The sequence below is a fragment of the Pseudonocardia sp. genome (assembly GCF_035305885.1).
Lineage (GTDB): Bacteria > Actinomycetota > Actinomycetes > Mycobacteriales > Pseudonocardiaceae > Pseudonocardia.
In genome coordinates, this window is sequence record NZ_DATGOP010000067.1 from 109,246 (window position 1) to 123,416 (window position 14,171).

12 protein-coding genes are annotated in these 14,171 nt (G+C 75.0%); 9 read left to right on the forward strand and 3 right to left on the reverse strand.

Annotation, left to right across the window (positions count from 1 at the left end; genetic code table 11):
- Positions 1 to 2 precede the first annotated feature (2 nt).
- The 8 genes from VKZ81_RS14255 to VKZ81_RS14290 all read left to right on the forward strand — a co-directional run bounded on the left by VKZ81_RS14255 (position 3) and on the right by VKZ81_RS14290 (position 10,446).
- Complete coding sequence (locus VKZ81_RS14255) at positions 3 to 950, forward strand: electron transfer flavoprotein subunit alpha/FixB family protein (protein WP_324242013.1); 948 nt, start codon at positions 3 to 5, stop codon at positions 948 to 950.
- A 205-nt stretch (positions 951 to 1,155) separates the two neighbouring features.
- The gene (locus VKZ81_RS14260) at positions 1,156 to 2,367 is read left to right on the forward strand and encodes a cysteine desulfurase family protein (protein ID WP_324242014.1); all 1,212 of its coding nucleotides are present in this window, start codon (positions 1,156 to 1,158) and stop codon (positions 2,365 to 2,367) included.
- Positions 2,364 to 3,443 carry a tRNA 2-thiouridine(34) synthase MnmA gene (gene mnmA / locus VKZ81_RS14265; RefSeq protein ID WP_324242015.1) on the forward strand — a complete coding sequence of 360 codons (1,080 nt, stop codon included), beginning with the start codon at positions 2,364 to 2,366 and terminating at the stop codon, positions 3,441 to 3,443. Before VKZ81_RS14260 ends, mnmA begins: the two co-directional genes overlap by 4 nt.
- A gap of 264 nt (positions 3,444 to 3,707) precedes the next feature.
- Complete coding sequence (locus VKZ81_RS14270) at positions 3,708 to 4,790, forward strand: uroporphyrinogen decarboxylase/cobalamine-independent methonine synthase family protein (RefSeq protein ID WP_324242041.1); 1,083 nt, start codon at positions 3,708 to 3,710, stop codon at positions 4,788 to 4,790.
- Between the two features lie 181 nt (positions 4,791 to 4,971).
- Positions 4,972 to 7,293, forward strand: a complete 2,322-nt coding sequence (gene ligA / locus VKZ81_RS14275) for an NAD-dependent DNA ligase LigA (RefSeq protein WP_324242016.1) — start codon at positions 4,972 to 4,974, stop codon at positions 7,291 to 7,293.
- A 79-nt stretch (positions 7,294 to 7,372) separates the two neighbouring features.
- A complete protein-coding gene (locus tag VKZ81_RS14280; protein WP_324242017.1) occupies positions 7,373 to 8,119 on the forward strand; it encodes a 3-keto-5-aminohexanoate cleavage protein in 747 nt (248 codons plus the stop codon).
- Between the two features lie 99 nt (positions 8,120 to 8,218).
- Positions 8,219 to 9,292: a ferredoxin reductase gene (locus VKZ81_RS14285; RefSeq protein WP_324242018.1), complete on the forward strand. Its 1,074-nt coding sequence runs from the start codon at positions 8,219 to 8,221 to the stop codon at positions 9,290 to 9,292.
- A gap of 11 nt (positions 9,293 to 9,303) precedes the next feature.
- Positions 9,304 to 10,446 carry a fatty acid desaturase family protein gene (locus VKZ81_RS14290; RefSeq protein WP_324242019.1) on the forward strand — a complete coding sequence of 381 codons (1,143 nt, stop codon included), beginning with the start codon at positions 9,304 to 9,306 and terminating at the stop codon, positions 10,444 to 10,446.
- Positions 10,447 to 10,846: 400 nt separating this feature from the next.
- On the opposite strand, the gene VKZ81_RS14295 is transcribed toward VKZ81_RS14290, so the two are convergent.
- Positions 10,847 to 11,404: a peroxiredoxin-like family protein gene (locus VKZ81_RS14295; protein WP_324242020.1), complete on the reverse strand. Its 558-nt coding sequence runs from the start codon at positions 11,402 to 11,404 to the stop codon at positions 10,847 to 10,849.
- Between the two features lie 68 nt (positions 11,405 to 11,472).
- Here VKZ81_RS14295 and VKZ81_RS14300 point away from each other — a divergent pair, with 68 nt between their 5' ends.
- The gene (locus VKZ81_RS14300) at positions 11,473 to 12,084 is read left to right on the forward strand and encodes a TetR/AcrR family transcriptional regulator C-terminal domain-containing protein (protein WP_324242021.1); all 612 of its coding nucleotides are present in this window, start codon (positions 11,473 to 11,475) and stop codon (positions 12,082 to 12,084) included.
- On the opposite strand, the gene VKZ81_RS14305 is transcribed toward VKZ81_RS14300, so the two are convergent.
- Both VKZ81_RS14305 and VKZ81_RS14310 read right to left on the reverse strand, forming a co-directional pair.
- Complete coding sequence (locus tag VKZ81_RS14305; protein WP_324242022.1) at positions 12,085 to 13,221, reverse strand: helix-turn-helix domain-containing protein; 1,137 nt, start codon at positions 13,219 to 13,221, stop codon at positions 12,085 to 12,087.
- A 20-nt stretch (positions 13,222 to 13,241) separates the two neighbouring features.
- Positions 13,242 to 13,895, reverse strand: a complete 654-nt coding sequence (locus tag VKZ81_RS14310) for an ACT domain-containing protein (protein WP_324242023.1) — start codon at positions 13,893 to 13,895, stop codon at positions 13,242 to 13,244.
- Between the last annotated feature and the right edge of the window lie 276 nt (positions 13,896 to 14,171).

Genomic DNA, 14,171 nt, shown 5'->3' on the forward strand with positions numbered 1-14,171 from the left:
TCATGGCTGAGGTACTTGTCCTCGTCGACCACCTCGAGGGTGAGATCAAGAAGAGCACGTTCGAGCTGTTGACCGCGGCGCGGGCGCTCGGGGAGCCGTCGGCGGTCGTGGTCGGACCGGCGGGCACCGCGGGCAAGCTGGCCGACGGGCTCAAGGAGTACGGGGCGGCGAAGATCTACGTCGCGGAGACCGACTCGAACGAGTTCCTGGCGCCCGAGGTGGCGGTGCTGTCGTCGCTGGTGGAGTCGAAGGACCCGGCGGCGGTGCTGATCGGGGTGTCGGCCGACGGCAAGGAGATCGCGGGCCGGGTGGCGGTGCGCACCGGCTCGGGGCTGTTGACCGACGTGGTGGAGGTCTCCCCGGAGGGCGTCACGCACTCGGTGTTCGGCGGCTCCTACATCGCGCAGGCGAAGGCGAACGGCCCGCACCCGGTGATCACGCTGCGGCCGGGTTCGGTGGAGGCCGAGCCGGCGCCGGGCGCGGGCGTGGAGGAGACGGTGCAGGTGCCCGCGAGCACCGGGCGCTCGGCCACCGTGGTGAGCCGCGAGCCGATCACCGGTGGGGATCGGCCGGAGCTGACCGAGGCGTCGGTGGTGGTCTCCGGGGGCCGCGGGGTCGGCTCTGCGGAGAACTTCGCGATCGTCGAGAAGCTGGCCGACGCGCTCGGCGGCGCGGTGGGCGCGTCCCGGGCGGCGGTCGACTCGGGCTACTACCCGCACCAGTTCCAGGTCGGGCAGACCGGCAAGACGGTCTCCCCGCAGCTGTACATCGCGCTGGGCATCTCGGGCGCGATCCAGCACCGGGCCGGCATGCAGACCTCGAAGACGATCATCGCGGTCAACAAGGACCCGGAGGCCCCGATCTTCGAGATCGCCGACTTCGGCGTGGTGGGCGACCTGTTCCAGGTCGCACCCCAGCTGACCGAGGAGATCACCAAGCGCAAGGGCTGAGCACGGCCTCCCACTGCCCCGGGCGGAGCACCGCCCGGGGCAGTGGCGTGTCCGGGTTCAGGAAAGCCACATTCATGAAGCTGGGCTTCAGGAAAGCCACATTCCTGACACGCCGGCCCGCCCGCGCAGGAGCCCCGCCGCCCAGCCGGCGTCGCGGCCCCGGGCCGGCGACTATCCTGGCCCGCGGACGATTCCGACCGGGGAGGTGGCCGCTACGAGCGCGACCTACCTCGACCACGCCGCGACCACGCCGATGCTGCCCGAGGCCATCGCGGCGATGGCGGAGGCGTTCGCCCGCACGGGGAACGCGTCCTCCCTGCACACGTCCGGACGCCGCGCGCGCCGCGACGTGGAGGAGGCCCGCGAGCGCATCGCCGCCGCCGTGGGCGCCCGGCCGTCGGAGGTGGTGTTCACCACCGGCGGCACGGAGAGCGACAACCTGGCCGTCAAGGGCCTGTACTGGGCGCGCCGCGACGCCGACCCGCGGCGGACCCGCGTGCTCGTCTCGGCCGTCGAGCACCACGCCGTGCTCGACGCCGCACAGTGGCTCGGCGCGCACGAGGGCGCCGAGGTCGAGCTGCTCGCCGTCGACGGGTTCGGCCGCGTTCGCCCGGAGACGCTGCGCGCCGCGCTCGCGCGGGACCCGGACCGGGTGGCGCTGGTCTCGGTGATGTGGGCCAACAACGAGGTCGGCACGGTCAACCCCATCCGCGAGCTCGCGGCGATCGCCCACGAGTTCGGCGTGCCGATGCACACCGACGCGGTCCAGGCCGTCGGGACGCTCCCGGTCGACTTCGCCGCGTCCGGCGTCGACGCGCTCTCGCTCACCGGCCACAAGCTCGGTGGCCCGATCGGGACGGGCGCGCTGCTGCTGGGCCGCGACGTCGTGCTCACCCCGCTGCTGCACGGCGGCGGGCAGGAGCGCGACGTGCGCTCCGGCACGCTCGACACCCCCGGCGTGGTCGGGTTGGCGACCGCCGTGGAGATCTCGGTCGGCGACGCGCCCAGCCGGGCGCCCGCGCTCGCCGCCCTGCGCGACGACCTGGTGGCGAAGATCAAGGCCGCGGTGCCGGAGGCCACGCTCAACGGCGACCCGGGCACCGGTGTCATCGACGGCGGGCCGTCGCGGCTGCCCGGCAACGCCCACCTGTCGTTCCCCGGTTGCGAGGGCGACAGCCTGCTCATGCTGCTCGACGCCCAGGGCATCGAGTGCTCCACCGGATCGGCCTGCACGGCCGGGGTCACGCAGCCCAGCCACGTGCTGCTCGCGATGGGGGCCGACGAGGCGACGGCCCGCGGCTCGCTGCGGTTCTCCCTCGGCCACACCTCCACCGCCGCCGACGTCGACGCGGTGGCGTCCGTCATCGGGGCCGTCGTCGAGCGGGCCCGGCGCGCAGGGGCGGCGGTGGCGCGATGAGGGTCCTCGCCGCGATGAGCGGTGGCGTCGACTCGGCGGTGGCCGCGGCCCGAGCCGTCGACGCAGGGCACGACGTGGTGGGCGTGCACCTCGCGCTGTCGGAGACCCCCGACGCCCTGCGCAGCGGCTCCCGCGGCTGCTGCTCGCGCGAGGACGCCGCCGACGCCCGCCGGGCCGCCGACGTGATCGGCATCCCGTTCTACGTCTGGGACTTCGCCGCCCGCTTCCGCGAGGACGTCGTCGACGACTTCGTCGCCGCGTACGCGGAGGGGCGCACGCCCAACCCGTGCCTGCGGTGCAACGAGAAGATCAAGTTCTCCGCGCTGCTGGAGAAGGCGCTCGCGCTGGGCTTCGACGCGGTCTGCACCGGCCACTACGCCCGGCTCGTCGCCGGTGAGCTGCGCCGGGCCGTCGACGCGGACAAGGACCAGTCGTACGTCCTCGCGGTGCTCACCCGCCACCAGCTGGCGCACGCGATGTTCCCGATCGGCGACACCCCGAAGCCCGCGGTCCGGGCCGAGGCCGCCGCCCGCGGGCTGCGGGTCGCCGACAAGCCGGACAGCCACGACATCTGCTTCATCCCCTCCGGCGACACCCGCGCGTTCCTCGGCGCCCGGATCCCGGCCCGGCCCGGCCCGATCGTCGACGCCGAGACGGGCGCCGAGCTCGCCCGCCACGACGGCGTGCACGGCTTCACGATCGGGCAGCGCAAGGGCCTCGGCATCGGCGCCCCCGCCCCCGACGGCCGGCCCCGCTACGTGCTCGGCATCGAGCCGGCCACCGGCACCGTGACCGTGGGGTCGGCCGAGCGGCTCGACGTCCGCACCATCGAGGGCGCCGACCCGGTGTGGAGCGCCGGCGTCGCGCCGGGGCCCCGCTTCGACTGCATCGCCCAGGTCCGCGCCCACGGCGGCGTGGCCCCCGCGGTCGCGGAGCCGACGGGCGACGACGGGCTGCGCGTCGAGCTCCTGGAGCCACTGCGCGGGGTGGCGCCCGGCCAGGCCGTGGCGCTCTACCGGCCCGACCCGGACGGCGACGTCGTCCTGGGCAGCGCCACCATCACCGCGACGGCGTAGCGGCGGCGCGTCTGCACGCAGACCGCGACTCGCGGTACCGAGCCCGCGACTCGCCTGCACCGAGGGCGCGACTCGCGGACATCCAGCTCGCGACTCGCGGACATCGAGCTCGCGACTCGCCCGCACGCAGACCGCGACTCGCGGGGGGTCACCGGGCGGTGGTAGACACCGGCCGTGAGTACCGATCCGCTGGAGGCCGCCCTCGCCGCAGCCGGCCTTGCCGGGGCCGAGCCGGGGGAGACGGTGGGGGGTGGCCCGCTCGTGGTGCCCGAACCCGCAGCCGACGAGGAGCCGCCCGCCCCGCCCGCGCGGTGGCCGGACGGCGCGGCCACCGGGGTCGGCTCGCTGCCCGGCACCGACCCGAAGGAGGCCGCGGCCACGGTCGTCGGCGAGCTGCCGCTGCTGCCGCACCTGCCGGAGCTGCCCGCCCGCGGGGTCGGGGCGGACATGATCGGCCGGACGGCCGGCCTGCTCGTCGACATCGCGGTCGAGGTGGTGCCCAGCGGCTACCGGGTGACGGCGCGGCCCGGGAAGGACCACCGCAGGGCGGTCGACCTGCTCCGCGGTGACCTCGACGCGTTCGACGCGGCCTGCGAGCCCGCCCGGCCGGGCTGGGTGAAGGTGCAGGCCGCGGGCCCGTGGACGCTCGCGGCGGGCGTCGAGCTGCACAACGGCCACCGCGTGCTCACCGACGCCGGCGCGGTCCGCGAGTTCACCGCAAGCCTCCTGGAGGGCCTGCGTGCGCACGTGGCCGAGGTGGCCACCCGCACCGGCGCCCAGGTCCTCGTCCAGCTCGACGAGCCGACGCTGCCCGCGGTGCTCGCGGGGACGCTGCCCACCCCGTCCGGCTACGGCACGGTGGCGGCGGTCGGGCGCAACGAGGCGCAGGACGCGCTGCGCGAGCTCGTCTCCGGCCTCGGGGTGCCGGTGGTGGTGCACTGCTGCGCCGACCGGCCGCCGGTCCGGTTGCTCGCCGGCATCGGCGCGGCGGGTATCGGCATCGACGCCACGGTGCCCGCGTTCCGCGGCGACACGGCGGAGGCCGCCGCGCTCGACGCGCTCGGCGAGACGTGGGACGCGGGCACGCCGCTGATGCTCGGCCTCGTGCCGGCACGCGAGCCCGCCACGCGGCCGCAGCTGCGCGACCTCGCCCGCCCGGCGTTCGACCTCGCCGACCGGCTCGGGTTCGACCGCTCCCGCCTCGGCGCCCTCGCCGTCCCCACCCCCACCTGCGGCCTGGCGGGGGCGGCTCCCGACTGGGCGCGGCGGGCGATGGCGCTCGTCCGGGACCTCGGCAAGGCGTTCGTCGACCCACCCGAGGATTGGCAGGCCCCGCTCGCGCGGTGAGGGGCCACGAGCCCGCAGAGCAAGGGTCGAAAGCGCAGGAAGCCCCCCGGCACGCGCCCGCCGGTCCCGCCGCGCTAGCTCGACCGGCTCGGCCGCTCGGACGAGGGGGAAGGTCCTGCCGATGCGCCGGAAGCGGTGAGCCCGGGTTCCGGCCGGTTGTCGGGGCTCGTCGCTAACCTCTGTGCCCGTGAGCAGTGACAGTGACGTGCGCGAACGGCACGCGCGGTTGGCCGCCGAGGTGGCCGACCACCAGTTCCGCTACTACGTGCTCGACGCGCCCGTCATCTCCGACGGGCAGTTCGACGAGCTGTGGCGCGAGCTGGTCGAGTTGGAGCGCGCGCACCCCGAGCTCGTCACGCCGGACTCGCCCACCCAGAAGGTGGTCGGGAAGTTCGCCACCGACTTCGCCGCCTACGACCACCTCGAGCGCATGCTCAGCCTCGACAACACCTTCACCGAGGAGGACCTTCGCGCCTGGGCCGACCGGGTCGCGCGCGAGGTCGGCGACGGCGAGATCCACTACCTGTGCGAGCTGAAGGTCGACGGGCTCGCGGTCAACCTCCTCTACGAGGACGGCCGGCTCACCAGGGCGCTCACCCGCGGCGACGGCCGTACGGGCGAGGACATCACGCTCAACATGCGCACCCTCGAACAGGTGCCCGACCAGCTCACCGGCACCGACGAGTTCCCGGTGCCCAAGCTGGTGGAGGTGCGCGGCGAGGTCTACTTCCGGCTAGAGGACTTCCAGGCGCTCAACGCCGCGCTCGTCGAGGCCGGCAAGCCGCCGTTCGCCAACCCGCGCAACACCGCGGCGGGCTCGCTGCGCCAGAAGGACCCGAGGGTCACCGCCTCGCGCAAGCTGCGGCTGATCTGCCACGGCTTCGGCAAGCGGGAGGGGTTCGACCTCGAACGCCAGTCGCAGGGCTACGACGCGCTGCGCGCGTGGGGGCTGCCGGTGTCCGAGCGCGCCGTCGTGCTCACCGGCATCGACGAGGTCATCGAGCACATCCGCTATTGGGGCGAGCACCGCCACGACATCGAGCACGAGATCGACGGCATCGTCGTCAAGGTCGACGAGGTGGCGCTGCAGCGGCGGCTGGGGTCCACCGCGCGGGCGCCGCGCTGGGCGATCGCCTACAAGTACCCGCCCGAGGAGGCCACCACCAAGCTCCTCGACATCCAGGTCAACGTGGGGCGCACCGGCCGGGTCACCCCGTTCGCGCAGATGGAGCCCGTGGTCGTCTCCGGCTCCACCGTCTCGCTGGCCACGCTGCACAACGCGCAGGAGGTCAAGCGCAAGGGCGTGCTCATCGGCGACCGGGTGGTCATCCGCAAGGCGGGTGACGTCATCCCCGAGGTGCTGGGGCCGGTCGTGGAGATGCGCGACGGCACCGAGCGCGAGTTCGTGATGCCCACCCACTGCCCGGAGTGCGGCACCGAGCTGGTCCAGCAGAAGGCGGGCGACGTCGACCTGCGCTGCCCCAACCACCGCTCCTGCCCCGCCCAGCTGCGCGAGCGGCTGTTCCACATGGCCGGGCGCGGCGCGTTCGACATCGAGGGCCTCGGCTACGAGGCCGCGGTCGCGCTGCTGAAGTCGGGCGTGGTGAAGGACGAGGGCGACGTTTTCGGCCTCACCGAGGAAGACCTGCTGCAGGTCGACCTGTTCCGCAAGAAGGACGGCGGGCTGTCCGCCAACGGCCGCCGCCTGCTGGCCAACCTGGAGGCGGCCAAGGACCGTCCGCTGTGGCGGGTGCTGGTGGGCCTGTCCATCCGGCACGTCGGCCCGACGGCTGCGCAGGCGCTGGCGCGGGAGTTCCGGTCGATGGACGCGATCCAGGCGGCCGCCGAGGAGGCGGCCCGGGCCACGGCCGCGGCCGGGGTCGAGATCACCTCCGACGGCGCGGTCGACGAGCCGGGCGACGACGTCCCCGCGGACGCCGCCCCGGCCGCCACCGGCGCGGAGGCGGTCGCGGCGGTCTCCGAGGCGTCCGCCTCCGACGGGCGGAGCGCCGAGCAGGACGGGGCCGCCGAGCGCGCGACCCGCGACGCGGCGCGCGCTCAGTCCAAGGCGGTCGCCGCGGCGCTGGCCCCGCTCGCGGGCGTCGAGGGCGTCGGCCCCACGATCGCGGCGGCCGTGCGCGACTGGTTCACCGTCGACTGGCACCGCGAGGTCGTCCGCAAGTGGCGGGAGGCCGGCGTGCGCATGGCCGACGAGGTCGACGAGTCCGTGCCGCGCACCCTGGAGGGCCTGTCGATCGTCGTCACCGGCTCCCTGCAGGGCTTCTCGCGCGACGAGGCCAAGGAGGCCATCGCGGCGCGCGGTGGCCGGGCCGCGAGCTCGGTGTCGAAGAAGACCGCGTTCGTCGTCGCGGGTGACTCGCCGGGATCGAAGTACGACAAGGCGCTCGAGCTCGGCGTCCCGATCCTCGACGAGGCGGGCTTCCGCGTGCTGCTGGAGCGGGGGCCGGAGGCCGCCCGCGAGGTGGCCACGGTCGAGGCCTGACCGGCGCGATCACCCCCGTCGGTGGCACGTACGATCCGGTCGTTCGCGGCTACGATCGACGAGGAATGGGGGTGTCACCGTGCTGCAGGCGGCGCTGAACGGGTCGTGGCCGGCCGACGCGCATCCCCTGCTCCCGGTCACAGCGCGTCACCTGGCCCGTGATGCCCGCGCCGTCGCGGAGCTAAATGTCACCTCGGTACACGTGCACCCCCGCGACCCGCAGGGGCTGGAGACGCTCGACCCGGTCTACGTCGGCGACACGGTCGCGGCGATCCGCGCGCAGGTGCCGTCGATGGAGATCGGCGTCACCACCGGCCGCTGGATCGAGCGGGACCCGCGCAAGCGGATCGAGGCCGTGCTCGCGTGGGGCCACCTGGGCGTCGGCAAGCCCGACGTCTGCTCGGTCAACGTCCACGAGACGGGCTGGGTCGACGTGTGCGCGGCCGCCCGTTCGGTGGGCATCGGCATCGAGCTCGGCGTGTGGACCAGCGGCGACGCCGTCACGCTCCGCAACAACGGGGTCCCGCCGGGCACCACGCGCGTGCTCGCGGAGTCGACCGTCACCGACCCCAGCACCGCGGTCGCGGAGGGCCTGCGCGTGCTGCGCGCGCTGGGCTCGCTGCCCGTCCCGGTCCTGCTGCACGGCGAGGACACGGGCGCGTGGCCCGTGCTGGAGCAGGCGATGATGCTCGGGATCGACACCCGGATCGGGTTCGAGGACGTGCTCGTCACCCCGAACGGGTACCTCGCCGCGGGCAACGACCACCTCGTCTCCGAGGCGCTGGCGATCCGCCGGAAGCTGCGCAGCAGCGGGTACCGCGTCTAGGGCTCCTTCCAGCCGTTTTGGCTTTCGCCACAGAACCCGCCGCGTCGCCGTGGCTGGAGCCGTGGCCTTGTGTGCGATGCGCGCAATAGCGTCGGCCGCATGCGAGTGTTCGGCGAGATCGGCAGGCGAGCGCGCGGGGCCGCGGCGTGGTTCACCCAACCGCTGCTGCCCGACGACCTGCTCGGCACGCTGAACCCGCTGTGGTCCACCAGCGAGCCGCACGCTCGCGTCGTCGGGGTGCGCCGCGAGACGGCCGACACGACCACGCTGCTGCTGCACACGGGCCGGACGCGCATCCGGCACCGGGCAGGCCAGTTCGTCGGGATCGGGACCCGGCTCGACGGCGTGTGGCAGTGGCGGACGTACTCGGTGACCTCCCGCCCGGGCGACCCGCGGCTCGCCGTCACCGTCACCGCGGTGCCGGGTGGCACCGTCTCCGGTGCGCTCGCGCACCGCACGCCGGTCGGCGCGCTGCTGCGGATCGGCCCGCCCGCCGGTGAGTTCGTGCTGCCGGACCCGGTGCCGGAGAAGCTGCTGTTCGTCACCGCGGGCAGCGGGATCACGCCCGTGATGGGCATGCTGCGCGACCTCGCCGCCACCCGCCCCGAGGCCCTCGACGGCGCCGTCGCCGTGCACTGCGACCGCACCCCGGCCGACGTCGTGTTCGCCGCCGAGCTGCGGCGGCTCGCCGCGACGACGGGGCTGCGCCTCGTCGAGCGGCACACGGCCGCCGAGGGCAGGCTCACCCCGGACGCCCTCGCCGACGCGGTGCCCGACTGGGCGGCCCGGCAGACGTGGGCCTGCGGCCCGGCCGGCCTGCTCGACGCGCTCGCCACCCACTGGGACCGCCACGGCGACCCGGATGCGCTGCACGTCGAGCGCTTCGTCGCGCCCGCCCCGGTCGCCGACCCCGGCACGGGCGGCCGCGTGACCTTCGCGACCAGCGGGATCACCGCGGACGCCGACCCCGGCGTCCCCCTGCTCGCGGCGGGCGAGGCGGCGGGCGCGCTGCTGCCCAACGGCTGCCGGATGGGCATCTGCCACACCTGCGTCGGGCGGTTGCGCTCCGGCGGGGTGCGCGACCTGCGCACCGGTGAGGTGCACGACACCCCAGGCCAGACCGTCCGCACGTGCGTCTCCGGCGCCGCGGGCGACGTCGAGATCGAGCTTTAGGAGCCACCCCCATGACCCAGACCCAGAGCGCGGCCGCGCACCTGACCGACGAGCAGGTCGAGGCCATCGGCGCCGAGCTCGACGCGATCCGCGACGAGGTGGTGGGGAGCCTCGGCGAACGCGACGCCCGCTACATCCACAAGGTCGTCGCCGTGCAGCGGGCCCTCGAGGTCGGCGGCCGCGCCACGCTGCTGTTCGGCCGGTTCCCCCCGGCGTGGATCGCAGGCACCGCCGCCCTGTCCGTCGCCAAGATCCTCGAGAACATGGAGCTCGGGCACAACATCCTCCACGGCCAGTGGGACTGGATGCGCGACCCGAAGATCCACTCGACCACGTGGGAGTGGGACCACGTCTCGCCCGCCGAGTCGTGGAAGAAGTCGCACAACTACGAGCACCACACGTTCACCAACATCCGCGGCAAGGACCGCGACCTCGGCTACGCGATCATGCGCGTGACGCCCGAGCAGGAGTGGAAGCCGATCTACCTGCTCCAGCCGATCTACAACGTCGGCCTGTCGCTGATCTTCGAGTGGGGCATCGCGCTGTACGACCTCGAGGTCGAGAAGGCGCAGGCGGGCGAGAAGCCGTGGAAGCAGGTTCGCCGCGAGGCCAAGAACCTCTGGCGCAAGGCGCGCAAGCAGCTCGCCAAGGACTACGTGCTGTTCCCGCTGCTGTCCGGCCCGGGCTTCCTCGCGACGCTCACCGCGAACGCCACCGCCAACGCCGTGCGCAACATGTGGTCGCACGCCGTGATCTTCTGCGGGCACTTCCCGGACGGCACGGAGACGTTCGAGGAGGAGCGGCTCGAGGGCGAGACGAAGGGCCAGTGGTACGTCCGGCAGCTGCTCGGCTCGGCCAACCTCTCCGGCGGCCCGCTGTTCCACATCATGACGGGCAACCTGTCCCACCAGATCGAGCACCACCTCTTCCCGGACATCCCGAGCAACCGCTACGCCGAGATCGCCCCGCGGGTGCGGGAGATCTGCGAGCGCTACGGCCTGCCGTACACCACCGGCTCGCTGCCGAAGCAGTACGGCACGGTGGTGCGCAAGCTCGCCCGGCTGGCGTTCCCCGGCGGCGGCCGCAAGGCCGAGGTCACGCCGCTGCCGGCGCGGCGGGCACCGGCGGGCACGCCGGTCCGCCTCGCGGGCTGACCGGCGGTTCCGGGGCACCTGGCGGCGCCGCGCAACGTGCGGGGCCGCTCCTCGCCGGTCGAGGGCGCCTGCCTGCGTCGCTGCGCGACCGCTGACGCACCCTCGGCCTAGCGAACCTCTGCGGCTCCTCCGGCAGGCGTCAGCGGGCGCCCGCCGGGGCGCGCGGCGGGTGGCCCGTGCCGGTTCCGTGGAACCCCGCTACCGCCCACGCCCCGCGACTCGCCCGCGCTCAGGCCGCGACTCGCCGGCAGCCAGGCCGCGACTCGCCTGCACCGAGAGCGCGACTCGAGTGCACCCGGAGCGCGACTCGCCGGTGGTGAGCGCCTGCAGGACGTGGTCGGCGAGGTCGCGCTCCTGGTCGGGGGTCAGCGGCGGCCGGTGACGAACACCTCGACGGTGATCACGCGCGGTCCCGGGGCGCGGCCGGCACGAGCGCGAGCAGCTCGTCGACCGACCACTGGTCGTCGACGTGCACGCCGTGCTTGCTCGCCAGCACCCGCCCGTCCGGCGCGACGAGGTAGTCCGCGGGCAGCCCGAACCGCCCACCCTCCGGGCGCACCGGGGGAGCGGGGCGGCCCTGCCGGATGGCGCGCAGCTCGTGGGCGATCGCCCGGACGATGGTCGGCCAGCCGCGGGGGTCGAGCAGGGACCGCAGCCCGTACTCCACGCCGAACTCGCGGTACAGCGTGCGCTCCGGGTCGGCCACGACGTCGAGCGGCAGGTCCGCGACGTAGGGGCGCAGCGCCTCGGCGCTGGAGTGGAACAGGACCACCTCTCGGACGCCCGCCGCCTCGATCTCCGCGCGGCGCTGGACGATCGACCGCAGGTGCAGGTTGCACACGGGGCAGCCGGCGAAGCGGCGGAACTGCAGGTGGACGAGGCGGTCCGGGGCGGGGATCGGCACCTGGTCGCCCCTGACGGTGACGAGCGTGCGGGCGGGGACGGCGGCGAGAGCCATGTCGAGCTCCTTAAGAGTACAAGGTACGCCTACGGCCAGTATGCGCGTACCTTGTACGCTGTCAAGCCGTGCCCCGCCCCCGTTCGCTCACGGACGACCAGCTCGTCGCCGCCGCGCTCGCCGTCGTCGACCGCGACGGGCTCCCCGCCCTGACGATGCGCGCCGTCGCCCGCGAGCTCGGCGTGGCGACGATGGGCCTGTACCGCTACGTCTCCGACCGGCAGGCGCTCGAGGTGCTGGTGGTCGACCACGTGTTCCGGTCGGTCGACCTCGACCTGCCCGAGGGGACGTGGCAGGACCGGATCCGCGTGCTGCTCGACCGCATCCGGGTCGCCGTGGCCCGGCACCCGGGCGTCGTGCCGTTGGTGCTGCGGCACCGGCAGGCCGCGCCGAGCTCGCTGCGCCTGATCGAGACGACGCTGTCGGTGCTCACCGAGGGCGGCCTGTCCGGCGTCGAGCGCGTGATCGCCCAGCGCACGCTGATCGGCCACCTGCTCGGCTTCCTGCAGAGCGAGCACTTCGCGGCGCTGTCCGGGCCCGGCACGATCGTGCTGTCCGAGCTGCCGGAGGACGAGTACCCGCTGCTCGCGCGCACGGCCCGGGACGCGCGCTCGGTGCCGCCGGACGAGGAGTTCCGGCGCGGACTCGACGTGGTGCTGCGCGGGCTCACCGCCGGCTGATCAGCGTTCGAGCGGGGCGGCCCGGAGCGCGACGGCCAGCTCCAGCCGGGCGGCCGGGTCGTCGAGCGCCCCGCCGAACGCCTCGCGCAGCCCGGCGAGGCGGTAGCGCACCGTCTGCGGGTGCACGTGCAGCGCGGCCGCGGTGGCGGTGACGTCGCCGTGGGCGTCCAGCCAGGCGCGCAGGGTCTCCTCGGCGCGGGCCGCCGCGCCCGGTGGCAGCGCGCGCAGCGGGGCGAGCGCGCGCTCCACGAGCGCGGAGGCGAGCTCGGGCGCTGCGGCGAGCAGCAGCGGGAGCAGGTGTTCGTCGGCGCGGACCAGGGGGACGCCCGCGTCGAGGCGGCCCGCGGCGTGCAGCGGCCACGCGGCCTGGGCGAGCTCGACGGACCGGTGCGCCTGCGCCGGCTCGACCACCGGCCCCAGCACGGCGCGCCGCTCACCGGTGGCGCCGCGGACCCGCTCCAGCCACGCGGCGTCCGGCTCGCCGCGGGCCGCGACCACGACGACGCCCACCGGGTCCAGGTCGGCCCCGACCGCGCCGGGCAGCCGCGCGGCGACGGCGACGGCGTCCTCCACGGCGAGCGCCGCCACCCGGGGTGGCACGGTCCAGCCCGCGGCGGCCGCCGCCCGCTCCAGCTCGGCGGGCGTGGCCGGCCGGGCGAGCAGCTCCACCAGCGCGTGCCTGCGCGCCTGCAGCGACCCCGCCCGGCTCGCCTCCTCGTCGGCCCAGCCGGCCACGGACGCGGCGCTGAGCTGCTCGACGTAGCCGAACAGGGCCTCGGCCAGGCTGAAGATCACCTCCGGCGGGAGCTGGCGCGCCGTGGTGCTCGCGGCGAGGCGCTGCCACAGCGTCCGCGTCCCGATCTGGTACGCCGACTGCAGGGCCGCCAGCGTGCGGCCCTCCCGGTGCTCCAGCTGGCCGAGCGCGCGGTAGACGGTGGTGTCCTCGAGGGGATCGTCGCGGCCCAGCAGGTCGAGGAACTGCCCCAGCGCCACCGACACGCCCTCGGTGATCCGGGCCCCGAAGCGGCCGGTGAGCGGCCGAGCGTACTCGGGCACCTCGGCCCGGACGGCCGAGATGATGCCGTCGGTGGCGTCGGCGAGCTCGGGGCGCAGCGCGGCGCCCACCCACGTCGGCACGCGGGACCAGGGCCGATCCACTACGGGTTCAGGACCGTGACGACGATGCCTGCGAGGTGCGTGAGCCGCGCCAGCTCCGACGGGCGGAACGCGGGCCCGCCGGGCCTGCCGACGACCAGCGCCCGCGCCTTCGGCCCCAGCGGCGCCGCGGCGAGCTCGGTGTCGAGCGCGCTCCACGGTTCGGGCATCCAGTGCACGGCCGGGTCCAGCACGGTCGCCTTCTCCAGCGGCAGCCACGGCAGGTCGCCCGCGCGCGTCTCGGGCGCGGCGGCGCTCTCCGCGAGCCGGTAGGACGTGCCGTCCTCCCGCGCGGCGACCAGGGCCCAGCCCGCCCGGAAGATCCGCGGCACGCCGTCGGCGAGCAGCTGGAGGCCGTTCTCCGGGTCGCTTGCGATCTGGTCGATCAGCTCCAGCTCGCGGTGGGTCTCCAGCCGGCCCGAATGCGGCCGGACCGACTCGACCTCGACGCCGGGCACCGACTCGGCGGCCGTGATGAGCACGTCCGGCGGCCGGCCGGGCGGCAGCTCGACGGCGAGGTCGTCCACCGCGTGCCCGTTGCCGCGTTCCACCACGTCGACGCCGAGGATGTCCGCACCCGCGTTGCCGAGCGCGGTGGCCACGGCCCCGAGGCTGCCCGGCTTGTCCGGTAGCACGACCCGGAGCAGGAACGACACACCACACGTCCTCTCGCGTACACGCCCCCACCGCGGGAGTCGTCCCGCCGCAGAAGGGGCGGTTCACGCGGCGGCTCTGCTTGTGTGGATTGTGTCAGGAGTACGCCGTTTCGGCACTCGTTGCTTCTGATCGGCTCCGCTTCGCGGCGAGCCGCCGAGCGCGGTGCGGCGACTGTCCGTTTCGTCCCCGCGACTAGACTCGGCGACGTCGATGCGCGCGCTCGGCGCGGCATCGCCGATCGCCATCGTCCGCACCGGTTGCGGGCCCCCGCAGCA

Bases quoted from the DNA above. Each gene is read 5' to 3' on its own strand.
- VKZ81_RS14285 (WP_324242018.1), top strand. From the start codon at position 8,219: ATGCGAGTGTTCGGCGAGATCGGCAGGCGAGCGCGCGGGGCCGCGGCG.
- VKZ81_RS14255 (WP_324242013.1), top strand. From the start codon at position 3: ATGGCTGAGGTACTTGTCCTCGTCGACCACCTCGAGGGTGAGATCAAG.
- mnmA (WP_324242015.1), top strand. From the start codon at position 2,364: ATGAGGGTCCTCGCCGCGATGAGCGGTGGCGTCGACTCGGCGGTGGCC.
- VKZ81_RS14290 (WP_324242019.1), top strand. From the start codon at position 9,304: ATGACCCAGACCCAGAGCGCGGCCGCGCACCTGACCGACGAGCAGGTC.
- VKZ81_RS14295 (WP_324242020.1), bottom strand. From the start codon at position 11,404: ATGGCTCTCGCCGCCGTCCCCGCCCGCACGCTCGTCACCGTCAGGGGC.